The sequence below is a fragment of the Nocardia sp. CDC159 genome (genome assembly GCF_023740735.1).
GTDB classification, from domain to species: domain Bacteria; phylum Actinomycetota; class Actinomycetes; order Mycobacteriales; family Mycobacteriaceae; genus Nocardia; species Nocardia pulmonis.
On record NZ_JAMRXH010000007.1, the window covers coordinates 184843 to 201378 of the forward strand.

A 16536-nucleotide genomic window follows, 5' to 3' on the forward strand; every position below is an offset into this window, starting at 1 on the left:
GGGGCGTGTCGCGGGTCCGACCGAACGGAAGGAATTCGGGCGAGCCGGGATATCGCGCCGGTCGGCGGTGAAATGATTGCGGTATGCCGTTTTTCGAGGGTGCCCGCGGTCGGCTGCACTACCGGATCTGGCCGGTGGCCGAGCCGGTGGCGGTGGTGGCGCTGTTTCCGGGAACCGGCCAGCACAGCGCCCACTACCACCGCTTCGCGCGGGCGCTGGGCGCGCGAAGCATCGAGACCTGGGCGCTGGACGTGCCGGGTCAGGGCCTGAGCGAGGGCGATCCGGCCGCGCCCGGCACCCCCGCCGAACTGGCCCCCGACGCGCGCGGACTGGCCGAGCTGCTGCGGGCCGAGCGCGCCGGGACGCCGCTGTTCGTGGTCGGACATTCGCTCGGCGCGGCCACCGCGCTGGCCGCCGGAATCGACTGCGCGGGCCTGGTGCTCACCGGCACCCCGACCCGGGCGGCCGCGTCCTGCCCCGAACTTCCGGCGCGGCCGCCGGTGCTGGCGCTGCACGGCGTCGACGACCGCCGCTGCCCGATCGATGCGATACGGCAGTGGACGGCACGGCAGCGGTCGGTAGGGTTGCGCGAATATGCCGATGCCGGGCACGATCTCCTGCACGAGCCGGTACACGCACGGGTCACGGCCGACATCGCGGAGTGGATCGACGGCGTCCGCGCCGAATGGCGCGGAGTCGAGGTGAACCGAGCATGAGAAAGGGGGACCGGTGCAGTCGCAACAGGATGGGGATCTGCGCGGCGACGTCGCGGCCCTGACGCAGGCGGTCGACGAGGGCGAGCTGTGGATCGACGGTGTGCTCGTCGCCGAGGGCACCCACGAGCGCTGCGCGCGCCGCTACGAGCTGCTGGCCGACCAGGTCGAACATCAGCTCGGCGCGCTGCGGGCGGCCGCGAATCTACCCGGCTTCGGCGGTTTCGAATCCGGCAATTCGCTGCGGCGCGGATTCGAGGGCAAGGCGGCCGACGCGCTGGCGCGGCTGCAGGAGTACGCCGATGCGGCCCGCCAGCTTGCCCAGACGCTGCGCGCGGCGGGGACCGCCTACGAGCAGCGCGATGCCGAGGTGGCCGCTACGCTGGCCCGGATCGGTTCGGTGGGGGTGGGCCATGCGTGAGGTCGGCGGCGGGCGGCGGACGGGTGGCGAGGCCTGCGATCCGGACTACGCGCCGAACTGCGAGGTGTTCGAGCACCTCAGCTACGACGAGATCTATCACGGTGTGGCACAGCTCAAGCCGGATGTGCTCACCCTGGGCCGCCAGACCTGGCAGAGCGCGGCGATCGGCGTGGCCGAGGCGGTGCGGCAGGCGCATGCCGAGATCCGCGGCGCCATCGCCGACGGCTGGCGTGGTCCGGCCGCCGAATCGGCCGCGGGTGCGGTGCAGTCGTTCGAGGAGCTGGGCCAGCACCTTTCCGATGTGATGGGCGTGGTCGGACAGCGGCTCGGGCAGGCCAACGACGCGGCCGAGGCGCTGCGGGCGGCGCTGTCACAGCCGGTGGTGAATCAGCCCGATCTCGAGGCGGCGCTGCTGGATCCCAAGCGGGCCACCGCCAATGTGGCGCTGCAGAAGGCCGCGGAGAGTCTGCGCCTGGACGCGGTGCGGGTGATGAATTCGATCTATGCCGAGACCTTCCTGCCGACCGGCAGCGGGGTTCCCGCCTTCCGTGAGGACGGCATGTATCCGCAGCCGGTCATGGTGGAGGGTCCGCCCGATCCGACCGCGCCGGGCGGTGGTTCGGCCGATGCGATGGGGCCGGGCTCCGGGGCGCGGGTCGAGGCGCGGCACGGGGAGCTGTCGGAGACCGCGGCGTACTCGGGGGCCGCCGAGCCCGCCGTGACGGAGCCGGAGAACGCGTGGGCCGGGGACCATGGCTCGATGTCAGCGACCGCTCCGGCCGCCGCGATCGCTCCCGCCGCTCCCGCTCCGGCCGCCGCTCCGGCCGCCGCCTCCGCTGCGGTGGTCCCGCCCGCGACCGCTTCGGAGACCGTTTTCTCAACCAATGGCGTTGCCTCGCAGCCAGTTTCGGCCACGTCACCGATCGCTCCGGTGCCCGCGGGCGCGTCGGTCGTCGCCGCCCCGATGACTCGCCTCGCCTCGGCCGAATCCGAGAACCAGCGCAAGCGCGCCGAGCGTGACGATCGCCGCGACGCGAGCACCGACGCCATCGGCGGCATGGGCGCGGGCGTCGTCGGTGGGCTGGCGGGTGGCGCCCTCGCCGCGAGCGGTGATGCGCTGCGGCCGAATTCCGCGCCGCCGGTGCGGTCCAAACCCGCCCGCCTCGCCGACGAGGACGACGAGGAGTACTACTCCGACTTCGACGAGCCGACCTTTCTGGAACCAGCCGAGCCCGGCGGTGAGTTGGTGGGCCGCCTGGATCCGACCACGCCGCCCGTTCTAGGGGAATGGGCGGAGGAGTGAGATGGACCCTCACCCCCGATCAGTTCGCACTGGCCTGGGACCGCACCGACGGTGACCGCATCCCGTATCCACTCGCGGTGCGGCTGTCCGCCCGGACCAGCGACGAGCGGGCCAAACAGCTGCCGGAGTTGAACGAGTGGTGTGCGCGCGTCCTGGATCCCGATCTGGAGGCGGCGCTGCGGGTGCTGGCGCGCCCGACCATCCGGGTGGAGGTGTTCGGCGCGCAGGGGCCGCGGCCGGATTCGCGTCCGGTGCGGGTGCTCGGCGCCGCGGCCGGACACGTGACGGTGGTAGCGGCGCAGCGCGCCGGGGACAGCCCGGATCGCGGGGGCGAGGTGCGGCTGTTCGTCGGCAACTCGAAAACCTTTGCGGCGCGGGTGGTTTCGGTACTGCCCGAAAACGGTCCGGGCGGCGCGCCACGGCACACCGCGCCGCTGGACCGGGTACGCGAGGACAGCCGGGATCTGGTGACCGTGCCGGTCGCCGGTCCGTCGACATCGGCGCGGATGCGACGGCTGTTGAAACAGCCGCGCGATGGTATCGGTCAGATCGTGGTCTCGGCCCGGCGCGCCGACGATACGGTCCGCCCGCTCGGTGTGCTGTGCTGGATCGATGTGGCGGGCGACGGCCGTTACGCCGTCCGCACGCGCGCCGAGGTCGATATCGTCCCGGTGACCGCGGAGGCGTTCACCGCTCAACTGCGCCCGATGATCACCGCCGCCGAGCGGTTGATCGCCGACGGCGCGCACTGGTGAATTCGGTTACCGCTCTGTCGATTCGGTCGGGTCGGGGCGCAGCAGCGCGATAACCTCGGCGTCCTCGAGTTGATGGAAGTCGTCGTAGGCCCCGCCGACGCCGCCGAGGATGCGCGGCACGAAGGGGCAGACCACCTCGTCGGCCAGCCGTTCGACGCGACGCAGGGCCTCGATGGAGGAGACCGGGACGGCGACGGCGATCCGGCGCGGCTCGTGCAGGCGGGCGATCTCGCAGGCCACGACGACCGTCGCACCGGTGGCCATGCCGTCGTCGACGATCACCGCGGTGCGGTCCTTCAGCGGAACGGGTGCCAGCTCGGCGCGCAGTACCCGTTGGCGGCGTTCGAGTTCCGCGCGTTCGCGTTCCTCGATGGCCGCCAGCTGCTCCGGCCGCACGCCGGTGTGGCGCACGACGTCGTCGTTGAGTACCCGGATGCCGCCCTCCCCGATCGCGCCCATGGCCAGCTCCGGCTGCCACGGCACGCCCAGCTTGCGTACCAGCAGCACATCGAGATCCCCGCCGATCACCGATCGCACCGCCGCCGCCACCGGAACGCCCCCGCGCGGCAGTCCCAGCACCAGCGGATCAGCCGCCCGCAGGTGCGTCAGCGACCCACCCAGCGCGCGACCGGCGGCGACCCGATCGGGATAGATCATTGTGCTGCCCAGTCTAGTTGGCTCGCACTAGGGCCCGATGGTGAAACGGCGCAGCGAAAGGCTGGGATTCGTGGTGCGGATCTGTTCGAGGTGGTCGAGGTCGACGCGGGCGGTGGCGATGCCGGGGGCCTCGCCGAGTTCGGCGAGCACGGTGCCCATCGGATCGACGATCATCGACGAACCCGCGCCGCGCGGCGTCGCGTGGTCGGCGGCGGCGACGTAGACGGTGTTCTCGATGGCCCGTGCCCGCAGCAGCGTGGCCCACTGATCGACCTTCGCCGGGCCCGGAATCCACTGCGCCGGAAGCAGCAGCACATGCGCGCCCGCGGCCGCCACGCGTCGGCAGCCCTCCGGGAAGCGCAGATCGAAACAGGTCTGCAGGCCGAAGGTCACACCCTCGACGGTGAACGTCGCCGGATCGGCGATCTCACCCGCCAGCACCATATCCGATTCCCGGAACCCGAACGCGTCGTACAGATGCACCTTGCGATACACCGCCACGAACTCCGCATCGGGCCCCGCCGCTACCAGGGTGTTGTAGACCCGCCCCGGCTCCGCCCCACCCGGCGCCTCCACCACCCCGGCCACCAGATGCACCCCGAATTCCGCCGCCAGCCCCCGCAACCCGCTCACCCAGGCCCCGGTGATCGGCTCGGCCGCCTCGACCACCCGCTGATCCAGCCGCGACACCGCGAACATCGAATACTCCGGCGCGACCACCACCCGCGCCCCGTACTCCGCCGCGGCCCGCACATGCTCGCGCAGCATGGCCAGATTCGCGTCCTTGTCGACATACGGGTCGAACTGCACCACGGCCACGTCCACCGCGCGCGTCGGGCCGGGCGCGGGAGCGGGCTCGGGCGCGGGGGCGAGTTCGGTACCCGCGGCGGGTGCCACGTCACCCGCCGTGATCGCGGAACCGCTGACCACGATGGCCGGAACGGTCCCGCGCACGGGCTGCGCCGACGTGCCGGTGAGCGGGTCTGAGACGGAGCGCACGGGCGGCTGCTGGGGTTGCATACGTCTCACCGTATTGGCCCGATGGTCGGGGCGACCACTACAAGGCATTAAACTGCTGGTCAATATGAGCACCTCACCGGTCGACAGCGTGGCCCACGACGATGAGAGGGACGCAGCCGACCCGTCCTTCGCCGATCTCGGTATCGATGACCGCATTCTCGCGGCCATCGCCGATGTCGGCTACGAATCTCCCTCGCCGATTCAGGCGGCGACGATTCCGCCGCTGCTGAGCGGGGCCGATGTCGTCGGTCTGGCGCAGACGGGTACCGGCAAGACCGCCGCGTTCGCGATCCCGATCCTGATGGGTCTCGAGGGTAAGGCCAAGGCGCCGCAGGCGCTGGTGCTCGCGCCGACGCGCGAGCTGGCGATCCAGGTGGCCGAGGCGTTCGAGCGGTACTCGTCGCATCTGCCGGGAGTGCACGTGCTGCCGGTGTACGGCGGGCAGAACTACGCCGTGCAGCTGTCGGGGTTGCGCCGCGGCGCGCAGGTGGTGGTGGGCACCCCGGGCCGGGTCATCGATCACCTCGAGCGCGGCACGCTGGATCTGTCGCAGCTGCGGTATCTGGTGTTGGACGAGGCCGACGAGATGCTCAAGATGGGCTTCCAGGAGGACGTGGAGCGCATCCTCGCCGACACCCCGGCCGACAAGCAGGTGGCGCTGTTCTCGGCGACCATGCCGGGTGCGATCCGCAAGATCTCCAAGCAGTACCTGAAGAATCCGGTCGAGATCACGGTCAAGACCAAGACGACCACCAACACCAACATTACCCAGCGCTGGGTGCACGTATCGCATCAGCGCAAACTGGACGCGCTGACCCGCATCCTCGAGGTCGAGCCGTTCGAGGCGATGATCATCTTCGTCCGCACCAAGCAGGCCACCGAGGAGCTGGCCGAGAAGTTGCGGGCGCGCGGTTATTCGGCCGCGGCCATCAACGGCGATATCGCGCAGAATCAGCGTGAGCGGACCATCGGTCAGCTCAAGTCGGGGACGCTGGACATCCTGGTCGCCACCGATGTGGCCGCCCGCGGACTGGACGTGGATCGCATCTCGCATGTGGTCAACTACGACATCCCGCACGACACCGAGTCCTATGTGCACCGCATCGGCCGTACGGGCCGCGCGGGCCGCAGCGGTGAGGCGCTGCTGTTCGTCGCGCCGCGGGAGCGACGGCTGCTCGACGCCATCGAGCGCGCCACCCGCCAGCCGCTGACCGAGATGCAGCTGCCGAGTGTGGACGATGTGAACGCGCAGCGGGTGGTGAAGTTCCACGATGCCATCACCGAGAATCTCGCCTCGGACAATCTGCCGCTGTTCCGCAAGCTGATCGAGGACTACGAGGCCGAGCACAACATCCCGCTGGCCGATATCGCCGCGGCGCTGGCCGTGGGCGGACACGACGGCGACAACTTCTTCATGGAGGCCGAGCCGGAACCGCAACGGCGCGAACGCGCTCCGCGCAACTTCGACGAGCGCCGCCGCGAGCCGGGCGCGACCAGCACCCACCGCGGCACCGGCGCGGAGATGGCCACCTACCGCATCTCGGTCGGCAAGCGCCACCGCGTCGTGCCCGGCGCCATCGTGGGCGCCATCGCCAACGAGGGCGGCCTGCGCCGCAGCGACTTCGGCCACATCAGCATCCGCCCCGACCACAGCCTGGTCGAACTCCCCGCGGACCTGCCTCAGGAAACCCTGGAGGCCCTGCGCCGCACCCGAATCAGCGGCCAGCTGATCCAGCTCCAGCTCGACCAGGGCCCGCCGAACCACCGCACCCTGACCCGCGGCCACCGCCGCGACAACAAGCGCCCGGAGCGCCGCAAGCCGCGCGCCTGACCCTCGCTGCGCTCGGGTACAAGAGGGTTGGCCGCTCGGGTGGGTGAGGGTTGGCCGCTCGGGTGCACAGGGTTGGTCGTGTGAGTGGTTGCCTCCGTGGGGGAGTGGGTCGTATGAGTGGCTGCCTCCGTGGGTGGGGTTGGGTCGTGTGAGTGGTTGCCTCCGTGGGTGGGTTGGTCGTGTGAGTGGTTGCCTCCGGGGCGCTCGAGGGTTGAACATTGAATTCCCATCGGCGGGCTGAGAGGAAAACGGCCATGCGGTATCGGTTGCTGGGGAGTACCGGGCTGCGGGTGTCCGAATTGTTTTTGGGTGCCATGACCTTTGGGGAGCGGGGTGGGGCGGGTGCCTCGCTCGGGGAGTGTCGCCGGATCGTGGACGCCTATGCGGACGCGGGCGGAAATGTCGTGGATACCGCGGTGAGCTATCGCGGGGGCGAGAGCGAGGAATTCCTCGGGCAGTTGCTGGGGGAGCGGCGCGATCGGTTCGTGGTGTCCAGTAAGTACACCGTGACGCGCGATCCGTCCGATCCGAACGCGGCGGGCAATCATCGCAAGAATCTGCGGCTGTCCCTGGAGACCAGCCTGCGGCGGCTGCGCACCGATTACGTGGACCTGTACTGGGTGCACATGTGGGACCGGCACACGCCGATCGAGGAGACCATGCGGGCCCTCGACGACGTGGTGGGCTCGGGAAAGGTACTGTACGTGGGCATTTCGGACGCGCCGTCGTGGGTGGTGGCCCGGGCCAATACGCTGGCCGAATGGCGCGGGCTGAGCGCCTTCGCCGCCCTGCAGGCGCCCTACAGCCTGATCAATCGCGATATCGAACGCGAATTGCTGCCCATGGCAGAGTCTTTCGGCATGACCGTGGCGGCCTGGAGCCCACTGGGCTCGGGCGTGCTGTCGGGAAAGTACACCCGCCCGGAGGGCCCCGGCGACCAGGCGCGGCTGGCGTCGTCGGCCATCTGTCCGCAGGAACTCGCCGTCGCGCGGGCGGTGCAGCGCGTGGCCGATGAACTGGGATATACACCGGCCCAGGTGGCGCTGGCCTGGACCCGCGTGCACTCCCCGGCCGTACATCCGATCATCGGCGCGCGCACCCTCGATCAGCTACGGGAGAATCTCGGCTGCCTCGATGTGGACCTGCCCGCCGACGCGGTGAAGATCCTGGAGGACGCGATGGCCTTCCATGTGGGCTTCCCCGTCGAATTCCTCACGGCCAACGCCCAACACGTCTTCGGCGAGCACGCCAACCGGGTGGATGCCTGAGCCGCGGCTCAGTTGATCGGCGTATCCCCGCCCGGCGGGATGATCCGCTTGCCCTCGGAATTCGTGCCCGGCGCGCCGGGGGCGCTCGCATCCGGAACCGGTTGTGCGGGAGCCGCATTCGGATCCTGGCTGGGCACCGGATCGTCGGTGACGGTGAACATCCCGACGGTCGGGGTCACCACGCACAGCGAGGTGGGATAGTTGACCGTGCCCCACAGCGACGCGACGACGGTGCCCGCGCCGGTCTCGACCGTCCTCGACAGTCCGGGCAGCTTGTATTCGCTCACATCGTCGAGCGGGTCGATACCGCTGCGGCCGTTGGAGACATTGAGCCAGGCCACGGTCAGGCCGGAGGCGATCGGGAAGCCGGTCACGGCCGGGGTGGCCTGGAACCGCAGGGTGCCGGGGCCGTGACCGGCGATGCCGTGGTTCGGGCCGGGCTCACCGGAGACGCCCGAGGCTGCCGTCAGGGTGACGAAACCGTTGCCGCAGCCAATGGTCGGCGCCTGATACGCGAACGGGGTGAAGCCGCCCGCGATGTGCTCCAAGCGCACGGCGGTGATCAGCCGGGCGGCCTTGGCCGTCGATTCGACACCCGCGCGGGCGGCCGGATCGGGGCCCGCGGCGGTGGTCAGCCGTTCGATCGCGGTGTCGAGCGGGGATTTCGCGGGTTCGGCGGTGGCGCTGCCGAGCGTCGCCGCCACGCCGATCCCGAGGGCGGCCGCGGTCGCGGCCAGGCGCGCGATGGTCCTGCCGGTCACTCGTCGTGCTCCTTGTCGTGAACTACCTCCGAGCAAGGTACCAGTCCGTGACCGGCCGTGCGGTTTCGGTCACGCGACCGGCCGCTGTGAAATGCTGTGATCCATCCGACAACCCCTGATTACCGGGGGGTAAGTTTGATATCGGATACCCGAACACGGTGGGAGACACCCATGAAACTTGCCCTGTCACCCGACGAGGTGACCTTCCGGGACGAGCTGCGTGAGCTCTACCGGACCAAGATTCCGGCCCGGATTCGCGACAAGGTCAAATACGGTCGTGAACTCTCCCGCGACGACATCGTCACCTCGCACAAGATCCTGCACGAGCACGGCCTGGCGGTGCCGAACTGGCCGGTCGAGTGGGGTGGCAAGGCGTGGACTCCCGTGCAGCGCCACATCTGGGAGGACGAACTGCAGCTGGCCTGCGTCCCCGAGCCGTTGACCTTCAACGCCAACATGATCGGCCCGGTGATCGCGCAATTCGGTTCCCAGGAGCTCAAGGAGCGTTTCCTGCCGCCGACGGCCGCGCTCGACATCTGGTGGTGCCAGGGCTTCTCCGAGCCCGACGCCGGATCGGATCTGGCCTCGCTGCGCACCACCGCGGTCCGCGACGGTGACTCCTATATCGTCAACGGCCAGAAGATCTGGACCACCCTGGCCCAGTACGCCGATTGGATCTTCTGCCTGGTGCGCACCGATCCGCAGGCGCCCAAGAAGCAGGCGGGCATCTCGCTGCTGCTGTTCGACGTGAAGTCCCCGGGTGTCACCATCCGCCCGATCAAACTGATCGACGGCCATCACGAGGTGAACGAGGTCTTCTTCTCCAATGTCCGGGTCCCCGCCGATCAGCTGGTCGGCGAGGAGAACATGGGCTGGACCTACGCCAAATACCTGCTCGGCAACGAGCGTACCGGCATCACCGGCGTCGGCCGCACCAAGGTGAAGCTCGCGGTCGCGAAGGAGTATGCGGCGCAGACGAAGTCGGGTAACGGCACCCTGCTCGAGGATCCGCTGTTCGCCGCCCGCGTCGCCGAACTGGAGAACGAGTTGCTGGCGCTGGAGCTGACCCTGCTGCGGGTGGTCGCCAATTCCAGCGAGGGGCGGCCGAATCCGGCGTCGTCGGTGCTGAAACTGCGCGGTTCCGAACTGCAGCAGGCCGCCACCGAACTGCTGTTGGACATCGCGGGCCCGGACGCGTTGCCGGTGGATGCCGATGGCATCGCCGCGCCGGACTGGGCTCAGCGCAGCGGTCCCGGGTATCTGAACTACCGCAAGACCACCATCTACGGGGGCTCGAGCGAGGTGCAGCGCACCATCATCGCCTCCACCATTCTCGGATTGTGAGGCGCAGCAATGGATTTCGAACTCACCGATGAACAGGGCATGCTGCGCGACACGGTTCGTGACCTGCTCGGTCGGGCCTACGATCCGGAGTCACGGCTGAAGGTGCTCGACACCGATCTCGGCTGGAGCCGGGAGGTTTGGGGTCAGCTGGCCGAATTGGGCGTGCTGGGACTGAGTTTCAGCGAGGAGGACGGCGGCTTGGGCGCCGGACCGGTCGAGACCATGGTGGTGCTCGAGGAGTTCGGCCGCCGCCTCGCGCCCGAGCCGCTGCTGGACGCGGTGCTGCTGCCCGGCGGTCTGGTCGCCCGGGTCGGCACGGCCGAACAGCGCCGTCGCGTGCTGCCGGAGCTGGTGAGCGGGGCCAGGCTGCTGGCCTTCGCGCACGAGGAGCCGGGTTCGCGCTGGCCCGCCACCGAGATCTCCACCACCGCCGCGGTCGATCCCGACGACGGCGGCTACCGGATCACCGGGACGAAGAACCCGGTGGCGCACGGGGATTGCGCGGACGAGCTGGTGGTCAGCGCGGCCATGCCCGGCGGTGCGATCGGGCTGTTCCTGGTCGCCGCCGACGCGCCCGGCGCGGTGCGCAAGCCGTATCGCACCTTCGACGGCCGCCGCGGCGCGCAGCTCGAATTCGCCGCCGCGCCCGCGGAACTGCTCGGTGACACCCGCAACGCCACCGAATCGATCGCCTCGGGAATCGGCGCGGCCCAGGCCGCACTGTGCGCGGAGGCGGTCGGCGCGATGGCCGAGGCGCTGCGGCTGACCACCGACTATCTGAAGACCCGCAAGCAGTTCGGGGTGACGCTGTCGAAGTTCCAGACGTTGTCGCAGCGCGCGGCGAATATGTACGTCTCGCTCGAGCTGGGCCGCAGCATGAGCTACTACGCCACCGCCTCGCTGGCCGACGGCACGGTCGATCCGGTCGTGGTCTCCCGGGCCCGGCTGCAGGTCGGCCGGTCCGGACGGCATATCGCGCAGGAGGCCATCCAGATGCACGGCGGAATCGGCATCACCACCGAATATCCGGTGAGTCACTACGCCGCGCGCCTGACCGCCATCGAGCGCACCTACGGCGGGGATCTGGAGCATCTGCAGGTCCTCACCCGGCGAGTCGGACGTTACGACCTCGTCGAGCTGTAAACGTCCTTGGCGATTCGGCCGTGTGCGAGCGCGGCCGAATCGCCGGATTCAGTTGCCGTCCTGCGGGGTTGACACCGGTTCGACCGTGACGGTCGGCTGGTCGGGCGCGGCCACCGGGACCGGCGCGTCCACCGAGGTGGGTTCCGGCGGCGCGGGCGCGGGCTCGGTGGTGACCTCCGGGACGGCAGTCAGCGTGGGTTCCTCGGCGGGAGCGGAGGAATGCGTGGTCGGGGCCGGGGGAGCGGTGGTGGTGGTGGTGACGGGGAGGCTCTTGGTGGTCGTGGGGGTCTCCGAATCCTCGTTCGGCTCCGAGCGCGGCGGTTCCGAGGTGGGCGCGGGGGATTCGGTGGTGGCGGAGCCTTCGGCCCCGATCGGCGGGTTGTCGGTGGTCTCCGACGGCGGAGGCGTCGGCGAGGTGGTGGCCGAGCCGCTGGTCAACGTCCGCCGCGGGGGCTGGTTGACCGCTATCCGCCAGGTCGGCGAGGGCGGGATGCTGACGCCGGGTGTCGTGGTGCCCGAGTAGCTTGCCGACGGTGCGCTCTGCAGATCCGCGGCGAGCGGCGGTGGCGGCACGTAGACGTCCTGTCGGCCGAGGCCGCACGATCCGATCAGGACCAGGCCGACCGAGACGGCTCCGGCGGCGAGCGCCGGGCCCGCCACCTTGGCGGTCAGGCGACGTGGGGGTTCGTCGCCGCGATCCCCCGTGCTCGCCCTGCTGCCATCCATGAGTGTGGTGCTCCTCAATTGTGTCGAGTCGGGCTCACCTTAATCGAGGCCCCGGGTTCGGGGCCAGGCAAGCCGGTCGGTCGGCAAGATACCCGGCGGCTATCTCAAACAGCGGTGATCCAGATATCGAAATGGTTAAATCAGCGTGTCGCGGGCACGTGTCGGGTGAAGATTCGGCAACGGAGACGTACCGTGTGAGCAAAGTTACACGTGAGACGCCTGAAAAGCCTTGAGGGACAGCGCGAATGTCGCAAACCCGGCGGGTGTGGCGTCTATCGAGGAGTGATGATGGGAGCATATTCGACATCCCCGCTGCGTGCGGTGTCGGAGAACGATTCGGGTGCAACCGAATCCGGCCGCACCGGGTGGGCGATCGTCTCCCGCGTCGCGGCCTGGCTGATCTTTCTCGGCGGAGTGGTCGGCGCGGTGCTCGGCATCGCGGGCCTGCGCGTGGAGATCACCGTCGCCGGACTGATCCTGGCCTGCACCGCGGGGCTGGTGTTGCTCAAGTTGCGCGCCGATGGCCACGGCTCGGCCTGATGCCGACCACTTCGTAAACCCATGGGCGAGTGGAGTATTCGCGCCTACCGTGAACCGGTATGAGGATCGAGCTGACCGATGACCCGGTCGAGTTCCGCCGCCGCGCCGGGGAGTTCCTGTCGCGGGATCCGCTGCGGAACACGGTCGTGGCCACCGCGGTGGAGAACTTCTCCAATGGGCTGAGCGACGGGCGAGCGCATTTCGCGGCCGTAGCCGCCGACGGTGCGGTGGTGGGGGTCGGCATGCAGACCGGCGGTCACAGTGTCTATTTGGGCGATGTGCCCGATTCGAGTGTGTCCGCGCTGGTCACCGCCTTCGCCGAGCGGGCGCCCGGCACGCCCGGGGTGGAGGCGGCTCCGGGTATCGCCCTCGTCTTCGCCGAGCGGTGGTCCGCCCTGCGCGGCAGCAAGTTTCGGATGGACTTCGCCAGCCGCCTGTATCGACTCGGCGTGCTGCGGCCGCCCGAGGTTTCCGGAACCGCCCGCCGCGCGGTCGACGCCGACCTCGACGTCTGTGAGCGGTGGCTGCGGGATATGCAGCGCGAGACCGGGGTCGGGCTGGACCGGGCGGCGATCCGGGTGCGCATCGCCCTGGGCCGGTTGTGGTTGTGGGAGGACGGTGGCCGTCCGGTCGCGCTGGCCGCGCATCAGGCCCGCGCCTACGGGTGGAGCCGGATCGGCCCGGTCTACACCCCGCCGGAGGCCCGCCGCAACGGCTATGCCGCGGCCCTCACCGCGCATGTGTCGCAATGGTTGCGCGACAAGGGTTCCCGGGTGTGCCTGTTCACCGATCTGGCCAATCCGACCTCGAACAAGATCTATCAGGAGATCGGCTACGAGCCGGTGCACAACTTCGTGCACTATCTGTTCGAGTAGGCGCGCGCCGGATCGATCGGAGTTGTTCTGCGCGGCCGCCAGCCACCCGCCTCGTCGCGACGCACCAGCACGTCCAGGGCGATCTCGGAGAAGTCCGCGGGAGTGAGCACCCGCCCACGGATCCGGGTGAGCATTCGAGGTCGCACCCGAACCTGGATGCCGAACTCAACTCGAGGTCGATATCTCCGCGGGTGTGGTCGGTCGCACGATCCGGTTCAGCGCCCGGCGTAGCGCGCGGCCCGGGTCGGTGGGGCGGGTCGGTGCCCGCCAGGCCACGATGTGATCCGGGCGTACGAGCAGCGCGCCGGTGCGGTCCAATCCCACAGTGGCGCAGAAGGATTCATCCAGTGCGTGAAGCACGAGCGGCAGCCCGATCGGTTGCCGCCACGGTTCGCCGTCCGGGCCGGTCAGCAGGGTGAACTCGGTGCCGACGAGGTCCAGGGTGGAGCGCCCGTCGGGCAGGAAGCGGTGCGGCAACCGGGTGCCGGGCTGTCCGGTCAGGTCGAGTCGGTCGAGGGTGTGGGTGCTGCCGTCGGGCACGAAAGCGCCTGCCGGATAACGGGTCCCGAGGATCAGCGCGATCGGGTCGGCGAGCGGGGTGCCGTCGGTGGACTCGGCCGACATCCGGCGCAGATCGGGGACGCGGATGCTGGACTGGTCGGCGACCAGCCATCCGATCGGGCGGCGTTCGTCGTGGTAGCTGTCCAGCAGCGCCGGGTCGGCCGCGCCGCGCAGCACCAGGGCCAGCTTCCAGGCCAGGTTGTGTGCGTCCGCGATACCGGTGTTGGCGCCCGCGGCGGCGTACGGCGGCATGACATGGGCGGCGTCCCCGGCGAGGAAGACCCGACCGACCCGATACCGATCGGCCACGAACATGCCGGGCTCCCAATGCAATACGCTGAGCACCTCGAGTTCGATGCCGGGCGCCCCGATGGCCTCCCGCAGCAGGTGCGGCCATTCGCCCGCCGGAGCGTCGACGTGGCGGATGCTGGTGAAGATCCACCGGTAGCGGCCGTCCACCGATACGAAAGCGCCCGGGACGCGATCGTTGTCGATCTGGCAGAGGTTGAACTCCCGGCCGCGCACCAGCCCCGCGAGATCGGCGCGGAAGTACACATTGACCGCCCGGCCGAGCGCGCCGCGCCCGCTGCGGGCGATGCCGAGCCGGTGCCGGATGGGGCTCGCGGCCCCGTCCGCGGCGATCAGATAGTCGGCCCGCATGCGGTCGGCCGTACCGTCGCCCGCGCGCAGTGTCGCGGTGATTCCCGTTGCGTCCTCGGTGAATTCGGTACAGGCGACACCGAATCGAATGTCGGCTCCCCGGTCCTCGGCCATCCGGCGCAGCACCGGCTCGAGCGTGTCCTGCGGGCACAGCGGGGACGTGGCCGCGGTGATGGTGTCCCAGTCCGGCATCCCGCCGGGCAGCGTGAACGGTAGCCGCTCGGCCCGCGCCAGCGTGGGGCCCGCCGCCATCGCCTGGTAGTCCGCCAGATCGGCGGCCGCGGCGAGCACCTCGTCGGCGATGCCGAGCTGCCCGAACAGCTCCATGGTGCGCAGGTCGATGCGCCGGGCCTTCGGCTGCGGTGAGGTGTTCCCGCGACGTTCCACCAGCGTGACCGGCACGTCGTGGTGGCGCAGGAACAGGGCGGCGGACAGGCCGACCAGGCCGCCGCCGACGATCAGGACGCGCTGTTCGTGTACGTTGTACATCATGTGTACGTTGTACATCGATGATTGAATGCCGGCAAGGAGGTGTCATGACGGACGAGGCGCCCGGACCGCTGGTCTGGTCTCTGCCCGAACCGCCCGGTCGGCCCACCACGAGCCTGAGTCGGGCCGAAATCCTGCGCGCCGCAGTGACGATCGCCGATGCGGAGGGTGCGCGAGCACTGACCATGCGGCGGGTCGCCACGGCCGTCGGCGCGTCGACGCCGATGTCGCTGTATCGCTATGTCGGCAGTAAGGACGGACTGGTCGATCTGATGATCGATGCGGTGTACGGGGAGATTCCGCTGTCCGCGGCGGACGCGGCCGATTGGCGGACCGGTCTCGAGCGCCTGGCGCTGGACACCTGGGCGGTGCTCCAGCGCCACCTCTGGTTCGGCGAGCTGGTGCACACCCGCCCCCCGCTGGGCCCGAACGCCCTGCGCTACTTCGACTTCCGCTTCGCCCTGCTGGAACCGCTCGGCCTGTCCGCCGACGAGCTGACCCTGCTCACCGGCGCGGTGGACGGCCACCTCTTCGGCGCGGCCCTGCAGGCGGCCGAGGAACAGGCCATGCGCACCCGATCCGGCCTACACAGCGAGGACGATCTGCAATCCGCCGTCCGCCCATACCTCGAACCGATCCTTGCCGATGACCGCTATCCGGCCTTCGCCCGCTGGTTCCGCGCCCAGACGGGTGCGGGCCCGGACGATCCGATCGCCTGGACCCTCGCCTGCCTGCTGGACGGAATGACCGAGCGCCTGGGACTGCCGACGTCGGCGAATACGCGGGTCGCCGAGCGCTAACCGGCGCGGCGCGGCGCCGAGGTGGTCGGGCTGTCCGGATGGCGCAGCAGGTCGTGGATGTGGTCGTCGTCGATCGGGGTGAAATCCTGATAGTGCTCGGCGATATCGTCGAGATGGTCGCAGGTGTGCAGGCAGACGATCTTGTCGGCGTCCCCGGCGAGGGCGGTCACGGTGGGCGTGCAGGCGACGGGGGTGGCGTAGACGACGCGAATGGCGCCGTAGGCGTAGGCGGCGCGGCAGGCGGCCCGCGCCCGCGCGGCGTCGGCCAGGCATTCGTCCACGAGCACGACCGTATGCCCGGCCAGCCCGCAGTGTGGGCGCCCGCCGCGAAACCGTTCGCTCCTGCGGCGCAGGGTGTCTCGTTCCCGGCGCTCGATGCGGGTCAGCTCGGCCGTGCCAGTGGGCAGGGCCCGCAGCCGATCCGGATCCACCACCCGCACGCCGTGCTCGGCGATCGCCCCGAACGCGGGGCGCGACTGGGCGGGGCGCAGCTCGTGCACGACCATCACGTCCAGTAGCACCCGCAACCGCGCCGCGATCTCCGCGGCCACGGCGACACCGCCACCGGCCAGGCCGACGACCACGACGTCGGGGCCGCGGAAGGCCATCAGGCGACCGGTCAGGCGACGCCCGGCGTCGCGGCGATCGAGGAAGAGCATGACACCTCCT

Annotated in this window: 18 protein-coding genes; 11 read left to right on the plus strand and 7 right to left on the minus strand. The window is 70.1% G+C overall.

Annotated features, from left to right (window positions below):
• Positions 1-83 precede the first annotated feature (83 nt).
• Genes NDR87_RS17890 through NDR87_RS17905 form a run of 4 tightly spaced genes read left to right on the plus strand, consistent with a single transcriptional unit; the run spans position 84 to position 3192 of the window.
• Positions 84-716 (plus strand): alpha/beta hydrolase, encoded by a 633-nt coding sequence (locus NDR87_RS17890; RefSeq protein WP_251914035.1) that lies wholly within the window; start codon positions 84-86, stop codon positions 714-716.
• A 13-nt stretch (positions 717-729) separates the two neighbouring features.
• Entirely contained in the window at positions 730-1134 is a 405-nt protein-coding gene (locus tag NDR87_RS17895; protein ID WP_251914034.1) for a hypothetical protein, read from the plus strand.
• Positions 1127-2437, plus strand: coding sequence for a hypothetical protein (locus NDR87_RS17900; protein ID WP_251914033.1), 1311 nt, complete (start codon positions 1127-1129; stop codon positions 2435-2437). Before NDR87_RS17895 ends, NDR87_RS17900 begins: the two co-directional genes overlap by 8 nt.
• Positions 2434-3192: an ESX secretion-associated protein EspG gene (locus NDR87_RS17905; protein ID WP_251914032.1), complete on the plus strand. Its 759-nt coding sequence runs from the start codon at positions 2434-2436 to the stop codon at positions 3190-3192. The genes NDR87_RS17900 and NDR87_RS17905 overlap by 4 nt, the downstream gene beginning before the upstream one ends.
• A gap of 6 nt (positions 3193-3198) precedes the next feature.
• Here NDR87_RS17905 and NDR87_RS17910 read toward each other — a convergent pair whose 3' ends face one another.
• Both NDR87_RS17910 and NDR87_RS17915 read right to left on the minus strand, forming a co-directional pair.
• Positions 3199-3849 (minus strand): phosphoribosyltransferase, encoded by a 651-nt coding sequence (locus tag NDR87_RS17910; RefSeq protein WP_251914031.1) that lies wholly within the window; start codon positions 3847-3849, stop codon positions 3199-3201.
• A gap of 27 nt (positions 3850-3876) precedes the next feature.
• Complete coding sequence (locus NDR87_RS17915) at positions 3877-4869, minus strand: carbon-nitrogen hydrolase family protein (protein WP_286013689.1); 993 nt, start codon at positions 4867-4869, stop codon at positions 3877-3879.
• A gap of 64 nt (positions 4870-4933) precedes the next feature.
• Between NDR87_RS17915 and NDR87_RS17920 the strand changes: the two genes are divergently transcribed.
• Together NDR87_RS17920 and NDR87_RS17925 are read left to right on the plus strand one after the other, a co-directional pair.
• Entirely contained in the window at positions 4934-6700 is a 1767-nt protein-coding gene (locus NDR87_RS17920; RefSeq protein WP_251914030.1) for a DEAD/DEAH box helicase, read from the plus strand.
• Positions 6701-6954: 254 nt separating this feature from the next.
• Complete coding sequence (locus NDR87_RS17925; RefSeq protein ID WP_251914029.1) at positions 6955-7968, plus strand: aldo/keto reductase; 1014 nt, start codon at positions 6955-6957, stop codon at positions 7966-7968.
• 8 nt (positions 7969-7976) lie between these two features.
• Here the strand turns inward: NDR87_RS17925 and NDR87_RS17930 are convergent, their stop codons facing one another.
• Positions 7977-8729 (minus strand): hypothetical protein, encoded by a 753-nt coding sequence (locus NDR87_RS17930; protein ID WP_251914028.1) that lies wholly within the window; start codon positions 8727-8729, stop codon positions 7977-7979.
• A 171-nt stretch (positions 8730-8900) separates the two neighbouring features.
• Between NDR87_RS17930 and NDR87_RS17935 the strand changes: the two genes are divergently transcribed.
• Both NDR87_RS17935 and NDR87_RS17940 read left to right on the plus strand, forming a co-directional pair.
• Entirely contained in the window at positions 8901-10073 is a 1173-nt protein-coding gene (locus NDR87_RS17935; protein ID WP_251914027.1) for an acyl-CoA dehydrogenase family protein, read from the plus strand.
• A gap of 9 nt (positions 10074-10082) precedes the next feature.
• The gene (locus tag NDR87_RS17940) at positions 10083-11216 is read left to right on the plus strand and encodes an acyl-CoA dehydrogenase family protein (RefSeq protein ID WP_251914026.1); all 1134 of its coding nucleotides are present in this window, start codon (positions 10083-10085) and stop codon (positions 11214-11216) included.
• A gap of 48 nt (positions 11217-11264) precedes the next feature.
• Here NDR87_RS17940 and NDR87_RS17945 read toward each other — a convergent pair whose 3' ends face one another.
• Positions 11265-11942: a hypothetical protein gene (locus tag NDR87_RS17945; RefSeq protein ID WP_251914025.1), complete on the minus strand. Its 678-nt coding sequence runs from the start codon at positions 11940-11942 to the stop codon at positions 11265-11267.
• A 285-nt stretch (positions 11943-12227) separates the two neighbouring features.
• Here NDR87_RS17945 and NDR87_RS17950 point away from each other — a divergent pair, with 285 nt between their 5' ends.
• Positions 12228-12482, plus strand: coding sequence for a hypothetical protein (locus tag NDR87_RS17950; protein WP_251914024.1), 255 nt, complete (start codon positions 12228-12230; stop codon positions 12480-12482).
• Positions 12483-12541: 59 nt separating this feature from the next.
• A complete protein-coding gene (locus NDR87_RS17955) occupies positions 12542-13357 on the plus strand; it encodes a GNAT family N-acetyltransferase (protein WP_251914023.1) in 816 nt (271 codons plus the stop codon).
• Here NDR87_RS17955 and NDR87_RS17960 read toward each other — a convergent pair.
• On the minus strand, positions 13342-13491 hold the full coding sequence (locus NDR87_RS17960) for a hypothetical protein (protein ID WP_251914022.1): 150 nt from the start codon (positions 13489-13491) through the stop codon (positions 13342-13344). The genes NDR87_RS17955 and NDR87_RS17960 overlap by 16 nt on opposite strands.
• Positions 13492-13522: 31 nt before the next feature.
• Positions 13523-15070, minus strand: a complete 1548-nt coding sequence (locus tag NDR87_RS17965; RefSeq protein WP_251914021.1) for an FAD-dependent monooxygenase — start codon at positions 15068-15070, stop codon at positions 13523-13525.
• 44 nt (positions 15071-15114) lie between these two features.
• Here NDR87_RS17965 and NDR87_RS17970 point away from each other — a divergent pair, with 44 nt between their 5' ends.
• Positions 15115-15867 carry a TetR/AcrR family transcriptional regulator gene (locus tag NDR87_RS17970; RefSeq protein WP_251914020.1) on the plus strand — a complete coding sequence of 251 codons (753 nt, stop codon included), beginning with the start codon at positions 15115-15117 and terminating at the stop codon, positions 15865-15867.
• Here NDR87_RS17970 and NDR87_RS17975 read toward each other — a convergent pair.
• Positions 15864-16526: a phosphoribosyltransferase family protein gene (locus tag NDR87_RS17975; protein ID WP_251914019.1), complete on the minus strand. Its 663-nt coding sequence runs from the start codon at positions 16524-16526 to the stop codon at positions 15864-15866. The two genes, NDR87_RS17970 and NDR87_RS17975, sit on opposite strands and share 4 nt — an antisense overlap.
• Positions 16527-16536: the final 10 nt, after the last annotated feature.